General features: G+C 68.7%; 11 protein-coding genes. 4 read left to right on the top strand and 7 right to left on the bottom strand.

What is annotated here, in order from left to right; translation table 11 throughout:
• Positions 1 to 39 precede the first annotated feature (39 nt).
• Positions 40 to 1,746: a DUF4192 family protein gene (locus OHA64_RS34860; protein ID WP_405620002.1), complete on the bottom strand. Its 1,707-nt coding sequence runs from the start codon at positions 1,744 to 1,746 to the stop codon at positions 40 to 42.
• Positions 1,747 to 1,886: 140 nt separating this feature from the next.
• On the opposite strand from OHA64_RS34860, the gene OHA64_RS34855 reads away from it, so the two are divergent.
• Together OHA64_RS34855 and OHA64_RS34850 are read left to right on the top strand one after the other, a co-directional pair.
• Positions 1,887 to 4,058: a RecQ family ATP-dependent DNA helicase gene (locus OHA64_RS34855; protein ID WP_405620000.1), complete on the top strand. Its 2,172-nt coding sequence runs from the start codon at positions 1,887 to 1,889 to the stop codon at positions 4,056 to 4,058.
• A 311-nt stretch (positions 4,059 to 4,369) separates the two neighbouring features.
• A complete protein-coding gene (locus OHA64_RS34850; protein ID WP_405619998.1) occupies positions 4,370 to 5,005 on the top strand; it encodes a hypothetical protein in 636 nt (211 codons plus the stop codon).
• Positions 5,006 to 5,425: 420 nt separating this feature from the next.
• Here OHA64_RS34850 and OHA64_RS34845 read toward each other — a convergent pair whose 3' ends face one another.
• The 3 genes from OHA64_RS34845 to OHA64_RS34835 all read right to left on the bottom strand — a co-directional run bounded on the left by OHA64_RS34845 (position 5,426) and on the right by OHA64_RS34835 (position 7,540).
• Entirely contained in the window at positions 5,426 to 6,067 is a 642-nt protein-coding gene (locus OHA64_RS34845) for a hypothetical protein (protein ID WP_405619996.1), read from the bottom strand.
• 68 nt (positions 6,068 to 6,135) lie between these two features.
• Positions 6,136 to 6,837, bottom strand: a complete 702-nt coding sequence (locus OHA64_RS34840; protein ID WP_405619994.1) for a ribonuclease HII — start codon at positions 6,835 to 6,837, stop codon at positions 6,136 to 6,138.
• Positions 6,838 to 6,919: 82 nt separating this feature from the next.
• Complete coding sequence (locus OHA64_RS34835) at positions 6,920 to 7,540, bottom strand: TetR/AcrR family transcriptional regulator (protein WP_405619992.1); 621 nt, start codon at positions 7,538 to 7,540, stop codon at positions 6,920 to 6,922.
• Between the two features lie 183 nt (positions 7,541 to 7,723).
• Between OHA64_RS34835 and OHA64_RS34830 the strand changes: the two genes are divergently transcribed.
• On the top strand, positions 7,724 to 9,271 hold the full coding sequence (locus OHA64_RS34830) for an MFS transporter (protein WP_405619990.1): 1,548 nt from the start codon (positions 7,724 to 7,726) through the stop codon (positions 9,269 to 9,271).
• 352 nt (positions 9,272 to 9,623) lie between these two features.
• Here OHA64_RS34830 and OHA64_RS34825 read toward each other — a convergent pair whose 3' ends face one another.
• The 3 genes from OHA64_RS34825 to OHA64_RS34815 form a co-directional block, all read right to left on the bottom strand.
• Positions 9,624 to 10,529 (bottom strand): ADP-ribosylglycohydrolase family protein, encoded by a 906-nt coding sequence (locus tag OHA64_RS34825; protein ID WP_405619988.1) that lies wholly within the window; start codon positions 10,527 to 10,529, stop codon positions 9,624 to 9,626.
• Positions 10,530 to 10,540: 11 nt separating this feature from the next.
• Positions 10,541 to 11,200, bottom strand: coding sequence for a histidine phosphatase family protein (locus OHA64_RS34820; RefSeq protein WP_405619986.1), 660 nt, complete (start codon positions 11,198 to 11,200; stop codon positions 10,541 to 10,543).
• A gap of 118 nt (positions 11,201 to 11,318) precedes the next feature.
• Positions 11,319 to 11,924: a YdbC family protein gene (locus OHA64_RS34815; RefSeq protein ID WP_405619984.1), complete on the bottom strand. Its 606-nt coding sequence runs from the start codon at positions 11,922 to 11,924 to the stop codon at positions 11,319 to 11,321.
• Positions 11,925 to 12,073: 149 nt separating this feature from the next.
• On the opposite strand from OHA64_RS34815, the gene OHA64_RS34810 reads away from it, so the two are divergent.
• Positions 12,074 to 12,607: a TerD family protein gene (locus tag OHA64_RS34810; protein ID WP_405619982.1), complete on the top strand. Its 534-nt coding sequence runs from the start codon at positions 12,074 to 12,076 to the stop codon at positions 12,605 to 12,607.
• Position 12,608: the final 1 nt, after the last annotated feature.

Genomic DNA, 12,608 nt, shown 5'->3' with positions numbered 1-12,608 from the left:
ACAACCGTGGGAGGACGCCGTTCCGAGGCCGCCGGTGCCTCATGGCGTCCCCTCGGTGGCGTCACCTCCCGGCCGCACGCCTTCGGAGCGTGCGCCGTGTCCTCGCGCGTTCTCCCTCCCCGAGGGGCGTGGCTGCGCGCTCTCCTTCCGCAGGGCTCGAGGGCCCACTCCTCCCTTTCGGGAGGCACCGGGACGCGTACCTGCCGCAGGCCGTGTCCGGTCGCGAGGCCCGTCCGTTTCGGATGGCCGTCCTCCCGTTTCCGAGGGACGAGGGTGACTGTCAGGGCGGGCTCCGCGACGTGTCCGTCGTCGGCGTCGGGGAGACGCCTCGGGTGAAGGAGACGAGGGCTCCGCGCCGAAGCCGTTGGGCACGCCCTGTGACGCCGTCTCGTCGGCTTCCTGATGAGGCGGTGCTTCGGCAGACGACTGTGGGAGCGCCTCGGCCTCCTGCGCCGCCCAAGTTCCTCCAGATCCGGACCGCGCGCTCACGCTGCGTGTCTCGCGTTCCGCGCGGAGGCAGCGCCGGATGGACTCCGGGTCCAGGCCCTCATTGCAGGCTTGGTGCAGAAGCCGGGCGAAGAGGTAGTCAGGATCGGCACCCAGGGCCATGGCCAAGGCTTCCCTGGCCTCGATCTCGTCGCCGGTCGACCATGCGACCCAGCCGACGAGGGTGAGCGGCGCCGCCGCGTGTTCACCGTACGGGCCGACGCAGCGGCGGGCCAAGGCGCGCCAGAGGCGTAGCGCCGACTCGGCCTCGTCGCCCTCCATCCACTCGGCGACCCGATCACGGGTCGAGCGGTCCTGGAGGCCGAGGATCAGCGTGGCCGCCTCCTCATGTCCGAGCAGTGCGTCGTCGCGCAAGTCCGCGTCGAGAGTGCCGGAGACGCGTGGCGCCTCGGTGAACCGGGTCATGATCCGCTCGGCGAGCTCCACCGTCTCCTCGGCCACGGTCAAGCGGTCGGCTTCGTCGAACATCCTGGGGACCTGCGCCATGCTCGTGGTGTCCAGGATGATCTCCTGTTCCAATGCCGCTGAGGTCTCCCACGGCAACAGCCTGCCCCGCAGTTCCCGCAGTGTGCCGCGCACCTGTAGGCCGGCGTAGGTCGCGGCGGCGGCCAGCACGGACGTGCCGGGCAGTCCCATCGGGAGTCCCTCGACCGGGCAGCACCCTTCACTCGGGCAGCAGTACGACCAGAAGCGCCCGTCGGAGATGCACAGGGCCTCGATAACGGGCACGTCGAGCCGGCCGCACTCCGTGCGCAGCAGGCCGGCGAGTCGGGACAGCCGCTGCATCACTCGCTGCCCGGACTCGCCCTTTGCCGGTTCCTGACAGAGGTAGGCGACCATTTGCTCCGGCTTGGCACCCCTCCTCTCGCTGCCCGTGATCAAGCCGTGGGCCAGCTGTCGCGCCGCGGAGTCCCAGTCGTCCTCGTTCGTGGGAATGCCGAGCCGGGCCCGCCCTCCGAACCGGCCGCGTCCTTCTCGGTCGTGCAGGGCGACCAGGACGATGCTGTCCTCGGGGCGGTACCCGAGGAGATAGGGCAGGGCGTCGGCCAGTTCGCCCGGTGTACGCAGGGTGACCTGGTGATCGCTTCCGTGGGCGTCGTACGTGACGCACTCGACGTGCTGCTCGTCGGGCCCGGTGTCTTCGCCGCCCGCGCCCCGGCCCCCGTGCGCCTTGTATCCGTCTCCTCCGCCGATGTCGCCGTTACCGGCGGATCCAGTCGTTTCGCTGTGATTCGTCATGCGCAGACTTTCTCGCGGATCACGAACTTCCGCTTGAGCCTGTGGATAAGTTCGATCAGGGACACATCAATGGATGCTCACGGCCCTGGCTTTCCACATGCGTAAGCCCGCTAGTCAGAACCGTCCTGTTGTATGGACTCATGACGCACACGAGCAACGCGGAATTGCGCGCAGCAGCCGATGCGGTCCTCGTCCGACTCGTTGGGGACAGCACCGGCTCGGCCCGACTGCGCGAGGACCAGTGGCGGGCGATCGAGGCACTGGTCGCCGACAAACGCCGAGCTCTCGTCGTGCAGCGCACGGGCTGGGGCAAGTCCGCGGTGTACTTCGTGGCGACCGCCCTGCTGCGGGAGCGCGGGGCTGGGCCGACCGTGATCGTGTCTCCGCTGCTCGCCCTCATGCGCAACCAGGTGGGGGCGGCTGCCCGTGCCGGCATCCGTGCCCGGACCATCAACTCCTCGAACACCGAAGAGTGGGAGACCGTCCGGGCCGAAGTCGCCGCGGGCACGGTCGACGTCCTTCTGGTCAGCCCCGAGCGACTGAACAACCCGGATTTCAGGGACAACGTACTGCCCGAACTCTCTGCTGCCACCGGGCTCCTCGTCGTGGACGAGGCCCACTGCATCTCCGACTGGGGCCACGACTTCCGGCCCGACTACCGTCGGCTGCGCACGATGCTCACCGATCTCCCGCAGGGAGTTCCGGTGCTCGCCACCACCGCCACCGCCAACGCCCGGGTCACCGCGGACGTGGCCGAGCAGCTCGGCACAGGAACCGGTTCGGACGCCCTGGTGCTGCGTGGCCCGTTGGACCGCGAGAGCCTGAGCCTCAGCGTGCTCCAACTGCCGGACGCGACCCACCGGTTGGCATGGCTTGCCGATCACCTCAGCGATCTACCGGGGTCCGGGATCATCTACACCCTCACCGTGGCCGCCGCCGAGGAGATCACTGCCTTCCTGCGCCAGTGCGGCCACACAGTGTCCTCGTACACGGGCAAGACGGAGAACGCCGAGCGGCAGCAGGCCGAGGAGGCCCTTCTCGCGAACCAGGTCAAGGCCCTGGTGGCCACCTCCGCACTCGGTATGGGGTTCGACAAGCCGGACCTTGGCTTCGTCGTCCACCTCGGCTCGCCCTCCTCGCCGATCGCCTACTACCAGCAGGTCGGCCGGGCCGGACGCGGTGTCGAGCATGCCGAAGTTCTGCTTCTGCCCGGCCGCGAGGACGAGGCGATCTGGGCCTACTTCGCCTCAGTGGCGTTTCCGCCCGAGGAGACCGTCCGCCGTACCCTCGATGTCCTCGCGCGCGCGGACCGGCCGCTTTCGCTGCCCGCGCTGGAACCGCTGGTCGAGCTGAACCGCACCCGCCTGGAGACCATGCTCAAGGTCCTCGACGTGGACGGCGCCGTCCACCGCGTCAAGGGTGGCTGGGTCTCCACAGGCACCCCCTGGTCGTACGACACGGAGCGCTACGCCTGGGTCGCCAAGCAGCGCGCCACCGAGCAACAGGCCATGCGCGACTACGCCACGACGTCCGGCTGCCGGATGGAGTTCCTGCGGCAGCAGCTGGACGACGAGGAAGCGACCCCCTGCGGCCGTTGCGACAACTGCGCCGGCCCCCGTTTCACGGCCGAGGTCTCGCCCACCGCCCTGGATACGGCCGGCGGCTCGCTGGCCCGGGCCGGCATCATGGTGGAGCCTCGCCGGATGTGGCCCACCGGCCTCCCCGCCATCGGCGTCGATCTCAAGGGCCGGATCCCGCCGAGCGAGCAGGCCACACCGGGCCGGGCACTCGGGCGGCTCTCCGACATCGGCTGGGGCAATCGACTCCGTCCGCTGCTCGCCCCCCAGACCCCGGATGCCCCCGCCCCCGACGACGTGGTGACCGCCGTCGTGAGCGTGCTGGCCGACTGGGCGAAGGCGCCGGACGGCTGGGCGTCGGGATCGTCGGACGCCCAGCCGCGCCCTGCCGGGGTGGTGACCATGCCCTCGCGCACCCGGCCACAGTTGATCGAGTCGCTCGGCGCCAGAATCTCCGCGATCGGGCGCCTGCCGCTGCTGGGGTCACTCGCCTACACGGACGACGCGGCGGATCTGCCGCTGCACCGCTCCAACAGTGCGCAACGCCTCCGAGCCCTGAGTGGAGCGCTCACCGTCCCCCCGTCGCTACGCGCTGCGCTCCAAGCCGCGGACGGCCCGGTGCTGCTCGTCGACGACATGACCGAGACCGGCTGGACGGTCGCCGTGGCCGCCCGCCAGCTCCTGCGGTCCGGCGCGCAGGGGGTGTTGCCACTGGTCCTGGCCGTACGGGGCTGAGCCGGCGCCAACCCCCGCGCCATCCTCGACAGACCGTGCCCCACGTCGGGAGCTCGTTTCGCCGCACGACCGTGTCGTACTCAAAACCTCCCAGGGGTCGCCCTCAGACGCATTGGGTAGGGATATACATCGCAAACCGGTAAATAAGGTTCGGTAGGCCCAATTGCTCGTTGCCGCAACCAAGTTCGACAGGAAGAATTGAGGTCCGCTCCCCGCACTCCTCACCGTGGTCCGGTAGGGCTTTGCTGCGGTGCGCGCTCCCCCGAATCCGACCCCGCCCGCAGTGTGGGCGCGTAGCCGAAGGGAGGACCGTGACCTTCGGATTCGCTCCGTCCTCCGCGGCGTCGACGTCGTCATCTGCCGATCTGTCCGCCGCACCCGCCAACCCTCTGGCCCGCATGCTCGAACCCGCGGAGTGGGCCGCCGCAGGAATTCCCCTGCTGCGCAATCCTCGCGAGGTCGTCAGCGGGCTGCACACACGGCACCGCCCCAAACCGGCGACCGCGATCGTGGCGGTCCTTGATCCCGACGAGCGGCTGACGGCGAGCGCATCCTTCACCCGCCGCTCGGCGCCGGCGGACGGCTGGATGTTCCGCAACGTGCTGCTCGCCCAACTGCGCCGGGTGATCCCGCACGATCTGCGGAGGCGTACACCAGTGCGCACCGCCGTGCTGCTCTACTGCCGTGAGGGCGACGCGCGTTGGACGGAGGAGGACGGTGCGTGGATGTGGGGACTGCGCGACGCCTGCACCTTGCACGGCTTGCGCTGCGGCGCGTACATCACGCTGACCCGGGACGGTTGGCAGGTGCTGGGCGAGGGCCGAGGCGGGCGGCGACCGAACACGGACTCCGTGCCGGAGCCCTTCGGCCTGTCCGAGGCGCCGCCTCCACTACCACGTACGGGTGGCGCCGCCTCGGAGGTTCTGCGTCGCGCGGCGGCCCGCTGACGCCGGATTCCTGGGTGCGTGCCCGTATCGCACACAGGCCCCGCCGTGTTCTGAGCACGCCCTGGGCGGGGCCCTGCGCGGACTCAGGACGCTGAGCGGCAAAGATCGAGCCGACGCCGGCGGTACCGCGAGGAGCTCACCCGCACGACGAACGAGTTCCAGGCACCCACCGCCACGGACTACGGAGTCGACTATGCGCAGAGCGTCGCTCTCACAGACCACGTCAATCTCGTAACAGCCGGCGGCTTCACGGACTCGGCCCCGGGCCCGGCGACGCGCACCCGGACCCGCCCTCCGCCCCCCAGCCCGCACAAGGGCACCGAAGGGGCGATTGCGTGCAGGCCGAGACACCCGCCGTGCAGGTGCCGCCGTGACGGCACCTGCGTCTCCCCCGACGCCCCCGGACATGCCGGATGCGGATCAGACGCCCGCGGCCAGGACCGAGTTGATCTGCTGCGGGTCACCGCAGACGATCAGCAGGGCACCGGCCCGGGCATGCGCCAGCGGCAGGGCATCGGCCGCAGCGGGTTCGGGGCCACCGTTGACGGCGACCACGACCACGGGGCGGGTTACGGCGCGGGAGGCGACGGCGGCGTCCGTGTAGAAGACGTCGTCGCCCGCGTCGTGCTGTGCCCAGTAGGAGGCTTCACCGAAGGACAGTTCATGGGCGGCCCACGGGTGCAGTGCGCCGGTGGTGATCACCAACACATCACCGGGGGCTCGTCCCGAGTCCAGGAGCAGGTCGACGGCTTCTTCGGCAGCATCGAGCGCGCCATCGGCGGAGGCCGGGATCAGCTGGATCTGCGGGGCAGCCGCAACAGGAGCGGCCGCGACAGGGGCGGCGGGGCCCGACGGTCCGGGCTTGGCCGCGGCCACGTCACGCGGCGCATGTTGCACCGGGGGCGCCGGCCGCGGCGGGCCGGGCCGGCCGGGGCGCGGATGCGCTGCGGGGCGGGGACCAGGTACAGGACGGGGGGTCGGCGCGGTACGGCCACTGGCCGGAGTCACGCGGGGACCCTGGGCACTCTCGTGAATCTGAGGCTCCTCGGGAATGAGAGGCATGAGCTGATATTTATCAAACGTTGGTACGGCTCGCGTCGGCGGGTGGCACATGAGTGCGAGCGGAATCGTCAGAAATCGAAGCCGAGCTGACCCTCGATCTCCGGAACGCTTCCGTCCGCCCAACTGCGGACCTTCTTGAGGTGCTGCCACTGGGGCAGCGCATCAAGATACGCCCACGACAACCGGTGGTACGGGGTGGGGCCCCGCTCCTCCAGTGCGGCCTTGTGCACGGGCGACGGATACCCGGCGTTGGCCGCAAAGTCGAAGTCTGCATGGTCGATACCCAGTTCGGCCATCATTTTGTCGCGCTGAACCTTGGCGATCACGGACGCCGCCGCGACCGCCACGCACGAACGGTCACCCTTGATCACCGTACGGACGTTCCACGGGGATCCGAGGTAGTTGTGCTTGCCGTCGAGGATCACCGCGTCGGGACGGACCGGCAGCGTCACCAGAGCGCGCACGGCCGCTATGCGCAAGGCGGCCGTCATACCCATCTGGTCGATCTCCTCCGGAGAGGCATGCCCCAGGGCGTATGACGTCACCCATCCCCGCAGCGTCTCGGCGAGAACGGTGCGCCGCTTGACCGTGAGCAGCTTGGAGTCGGTGAGGCCTTCGGGAGGTCGACGCAGACCGGTGACCGCCGCGCAGACGGTGACGGGGCCGGCCCAGGCGCCGCGTCCCACCTCGTCGACACCGACAATGATCTTCGCTCCGGTCGTGGCGCGGAGGGAGCGCTCGACGGTGTGAGTAGGAGGTTCGTACGGCATGGCGCCCTTAGCGTACGCCGCTCGGATCACCACCCGACACCCCGGTTTCCCCGAACGACTTCACCGCCAGCGCCCGCCTCACTCATCCACGCGTCGGCCGCAGCAGCGGAAGCATCAACTGGTCGATCATCTCCTCAAGATCCTGGTCAGTCCATTCGCTTGCGCACACTTTGGAGCGATACATCATCATCGCCGGGATGACGTCGAAGACGTAGCCGTTCGCGGCGTCGGAGCGCACGTCACCCCGCTCAATTCCACGGGTGATGGCCTCGCGGAGTAGTTTGACTGTGGGCTCGACGACCCCCTTGATGATCACGTCGTGGAGACGCTCCGCCTGCACTGAGTCGCATTCGTGAATCACCGCGCGGAGTGCGAACCCCGGCCTGGAGAACATCGCGTCGCGAGTTCGCCGGCACAGCGCGAGAAGATCCTCACGCACGCCGCCCAGATCGGGGACCTCCTCGAGCCGCGGCAGTCCGGCTCGCAACGCGTCCGCGACCAGATCCTCCTTGGACGGCCAGCGTCGATAGACGGCAGCCTTGCCCGTCTGAGCACCCGCCGCGACGCCCTCCATCGTCAGCCCTTTCCAGCCGACCGCGCTGAGTTGCTCGAGGGCGGCATCGAGGATCGCCCGCTCAAGGACGGCACCACGCCGACGTGGAGAAGCCTGAGCGGGGGCGGCCGTCCAGCGCGAGGTAACCATCTGAGCGTCTCCAGTAAACGGGAAGCGGGGATTCCGAGGCGGGGGAGCACTGCGCGGCGACAGAGGGGGACGAGACGCGCAGAGCCAAGGAGAGTGAACGCTTGCGTTCACTAGCGGGGACTCACTACCGTAGCTGCAACAGTGAACGCGACCGTTCACTAAGGCATTTGTGGGGGAACCATAGTGACAACCTCTCAATTGATTCAAAATCAGAAACCGGGTGGGCCCCGCCGAGAGGGACATCCCGGCCTCGCACTCACCGTCATCGCGGCCTGCCAACTCATGGTGGTACTCGACGCGACGATTGTGAACATCGCACTCCCGCACATTCAAGACGCGCTCAAGTTCAGTACCACCGACCTCACCTGGGTCGTCAGCTCCTACACGCTCACCTTCGGCGGACTGCTGCTCCTGGGCGGTCGAGCCGGCGACATCCTCGGCAGGCGCCGGGTCTTCATGACCGGAATCCTGCTGTTCACCTTCGCATCGCTGCTCGGCGGACTGGCCCAGGAACCCTGGCAGTTGCTGGCAGCCCGAGTCCTGCAGGGCGTGGGCGGCGCGATCGCGTCGCCCACTTCCCTGGCCCTCATCACCACCACGTTCCCCGAAGGGCCCGAACGGAACCGGGCCTTCGGCGTATTCGCCGCGGTCTCCGCAGGCGGTGGCGCGATCGGACTGCTCGCCGGAGGCATGCTCACGGAGTGGCTCGACTGGCGGTGGGTACTCTTCGTCAACGTGCCCATCGGTGTACTGATCGCCGTGCTCACACCGCTGTACATCAGCGAATCCGAGCGGCACACCGGCCGCTTCGACATCTTTGGGGCATTCACCTCGACCGCGGGAATGGCCCTGCTCGTCTACGGGTTCATCCGGGCGGCCGACAGCGGGTGGCGGGACAGCCTGACCATCGGTTCCTTCGGGGCTGCCGTGGTTCTGCTGCTGGCCTTCGCCTTCATCGAATCCCGCGCCAAAGAACCGATCACGCCGCTCAGGATGTTCGCCGACCGCAACCGCTCGGGCACATACGTGATCATGCTGAGCCTCGCCGCGGCGATGTTCGGCATGTTCTTCTACATCGTTCTCTTCGTACAGAACGTGCTGGGGTACAGCCCGATCAAGGCCGGGCTCGCCTTCCTGCCGGTGACGGTCGTGATCGCGCTGGGCGCCGGCCTGTCTCAGCGGTTCCTGCCGGTCCTCGGACCCAAACCGTTCATGCTCGTGGGCTCGACGCTCGCGGCCATCGGACTGGCCTGGCAGACCCTCATCAGTTCCGACAGCTCCTACGTCGGCGGAGTCCTTGGGCCGATGTTGGTGTTCGGTTTCGGTATGGGCCTGAACTTCGTCACTCTGACACTCACCGCTGTCTCCGGCGTGGCCCAACATGAGGCGGGAGCGGCATCCGGACTGCTCAACACCATGCAGCAGGTGGGAGGTTCGCTGGGCCTGTCCATCCTGACCACGGTGTTCGGCTCCGCCAGCAAGGACGAGGCGGAAAAGCAACTGCCACAGTTCCTCACCGACGGGACCACGGAGCAGAAGGCAGAGTTCGCCAAGACGCAGCAGCTGCCGGCCCCCTGGGGTCACGAGGTGCTCGCCCAGGGCATTTCGACGGGCTTCATCGCGGCCGCGGCGATGGCGGTACTCGCCCTCGTGACCGCCTGGTTGGTGATCAGGGTCCGCAGGAGCGACCTTGAGGCTCTCGCGGGTACGGCCGGACCGGGCCTCGGCTGACCTGGCTCGCCCCACGAACAGCCACGGATGGCCGGATCGCCTCCAGAGGACCGACGGCCAGGACTCCGGTCCGGTCATCCGCGCACCGGGGACTGCCGTCGGCACCCACCTCATCGCCACCAGCACCAGCACCAGCACCAGCACGACAAGATCCTTTACGAACTGCATGACCGCCCCCCCCCGTTACTCACACGTTCAGTCACTCTGCGTGAGAACGCATCACGCAGCGCTTGTCACGAGAACGCCGAGACGGTCACGCAGAGTTCCCATCGCGCACAGAGTGTTTCGATGAAGTTCGCCATCTTCGACCCGGCGAGCGACCGCAGGCAGGTGCGAGAGGCGGAAGGACTCGTCAGGCAGAGAGCTGAACCCAATCCGGAAAGGCTTCCGTTCGCGCCACCCAATGGGCAGGCGGCGCCCCCGCGCTCCCGGACGCGATCACTCCGCCCACGATGGCGCAGGTCGTGTCCACGTCGCCGCCGACTTGCGCGGTCGTCCAGAACGCCTGCTCGTAGTCCCCGACAGAACGTGCCGCCGACCAGAGGGCGAAGGGCACGGTGTCGTGGGCCGTGGTGCGCCGCCCGCAGCCCAGGACGGCCGCGACGGTGGCGGGGTCCGCGTAGTCGAGCATGTCTCGGGCCCGTCGCAGACCCGCGCCGACGGCACTCTTCGGAACCAGCGCGAGGACGCCGTCGAGGAGCGTCTCGGGAGTCGGCGGTCCGCCCGGGGCGGCGACCAGTGCGGCAGCCGCGGCGACGGCCATCGCACCGACCACGGCCTCACGGTGCTGATGCGTCGGATAGGCCGAGATCTCCGCCTGGTGGACCGCCTGCTCGGGGTCCGCCGCATACCAGGCGCCCAAAGGCGCGACGCGCATCGCGGCGCCGTTGCCCCACGACCCCTGTCCGTTGAAGAGCCTGGCGGCGAGCTCGCGCCAGTCACCGCCCTCACGGACCAGCCGCAGCAATCGGTTGACAGCGGGGCCGTACCCGCGGTCGAAGTCGTGGTGCTCGGCGAAGGAGCGGGCCAGGGCGTCCTGGTCGATGCGCTGGTGGCCGGCGAGTACCGCGACCACGGAACACGCCATTTCCGTGTCGTCGGTCCACTGCCAAGGTCCGGGCGGCAGCTCGCGGTCCTTCAGCAGCGGGTAGTTGACCGGCATAAAGAACTGCGAGCCCAGCGCGTCCCCCACGGCCAGTCCGCGCAGACTGGCCAGAGCGCGCTCCGGGCGCCCTTCGGGAGAGAAGTCAGCGGTCATCGCCTGTCACTCTATCCGGTGATTCCGTACGGTTCCGGGTCCCGCCAGCGCTCGAAGGGCCTGTCCAGCGCGTATTTGCCGTCGCCCCCCAGAACGAGCATCCGCATCTCCGCGTTCCCCGGGTTCGCCAGCGACTCGAACTCCGCGACCGTCCAGTGGAACCAACGCATGCAGAACAGACGCATGGCCAGACCATGAGTGACCAGCAACACGTTCGACGGGTGGTCAGGAGCCTCGAAGCTGCGATACAGACTCTCCAGGAAGCCGCCCACCCGGTCGTACACATCGGCACCGGACTCGCCCTGGGCGAATCGGTAGAAGAAGTGTCCGTACGCGTCCCGGTATGCCTTCTGGAGACGGACTTCGTCGCGGTCCTGCCAGTTGCCCCAGTCCTGTTCCCGCAGCCGGGGCTCCTCACGCACCCGTATGACCCCGGGGTCGAGGTGGAAGGCCCGCAGCGTCTCGTGCGTGCGACGGTACGGGGAGACGTACACGCTGACTCGTTCCCGCCCGAAGACCTCGCGCAGCCGTTTACCGGTCTCCTCTGCCTGCTGCCATCCCCTCTCGGTGAGGGCGAGGGCGTGGTCGGGTTCACGCTCGTAAACGGTGTCATCAACATTGCCCGTTGACTCGCCGTGCCGGACAAGGACGATGCGCCGTGGTCGTGCCATGCCAAAACCCTAGATCGGGTGAGGCCCTGTCGAGCACCACTACGGGCCCCATACGGCGTAGGTCACACAGTTCCCGGCCCCCGGGCCGCGGCAGGGCACACGACTGACAGGACGCGATTCAAACGATCCAGGTCGGTTCGAGCTCCACGATGTCGCCCGCCAGTGCGGCGATGTCGGCCTCCGTCTGGGCCCGCAGGGCGAGTCGCTCCACGCGTTCAGTCCGGTACTTGCCGTGTTCGGCGGCCGACCGCCACATCGACAGCACCAGGAACTCATGGCCCGGCGCCTCGCCGAAAAGGCCGCGGATCATGCCGGGGGAACCGGCCATCGCCGGGTTCCAGACCTTCTCCTGCATCAGGGTGAAGTGCTCGGCGCGTTCCTCGTGGACGCGGCAGTGGGCGACCCGGACCAGGTCGGCGTCCGTGAACCGGGGTTCGAAGCCGGTCTTCACGTCGAAGCGGTAGTCGAAGAGTTTGACCTGGATGTCCTTGAACGTGCCTGACTGGGCCGCCGCCAGCCGATCATGGGACCGGGCCATGAAGGAGTCGTAGAACGCGCGGCTCTCCCAGAAGGCGAAGACGTGCGCCACACCTTGCCGCCCCCGGCTCCAGCCACCGCCCTGTCCCCGAAACCCCGGCTCCCCCAGAAGCCCCGCCCACTTTCGCTGCCCCCGCTCGAAACCGCGGCGGTCCACCACGGTGCAGCGAATCCACTTGACCAGCACCGCGCCATGGTAAGGCCACGGAGCGTGGCGTTGGTCACTCTCGTAAGGAGAGGTGGCCCGCGAGCGCACCCGCGCACGTGGCAGGATGGACAACCTGCCTTGCCTGCCCGGCACTTCGGGTCGGCGCCACTGGGGGAAGGGGAAATCTGGTGAACGGCCTCAGCAAGGGGATCCGCAAGGTCGAGATCGCCCTGAAATGGGACCCGAGTGCGGCGGGACAACCGCCGACCGATCTGGACATCGTGGCCGCGACCTATCTCGCGAGTGATCCCTACGAAGATCCCGCCAACGTGGTGCACTTCGACAGCCGCTCCCCCGACGGCACCATCTACCTCAACCGTGACAGCAAGGACGGCAAGGGCTTCGGCTGGGACGAGGTCATGACAGTCGAACTCGAGCGGCTCGACGCCCGCTACGCGCGCGTGGTGGTCGGCGTCGTCATACAGCAGCGCCCGGACCGCCGCACCTTCGTCAGCGTCGTCAATCCGGCTCTCCGTATCCGCGAGGGGTACACCGTCCTGGCCGAGGACGACTTCGGCACTGTGCTCGGGGCGACCGCGTCGACGGTCGCCGAGTTCGTACGCCAGGAATCCGGCACGTGGGACTTCCACCCCGGCCTCAACGGCTTCGAGGACGACCCGGCGACCTTCACCACGACCATGGGCCGGGCGCACAACTCCTGAC

Origin of the sequence: Streptomyces sp. NBC_00076, from assembly GCF_045041235.1 — a bacterium.
GTDB lineage: Bacteria > Actinomycetota > Actinomycetes > Streptomycetales > Streptomycetaceae > Streptomyces.
Note: the sequence above shows the minus strand (reverse complement) of the source record. Positions and strands in the feature narration are given on the sequence as shown.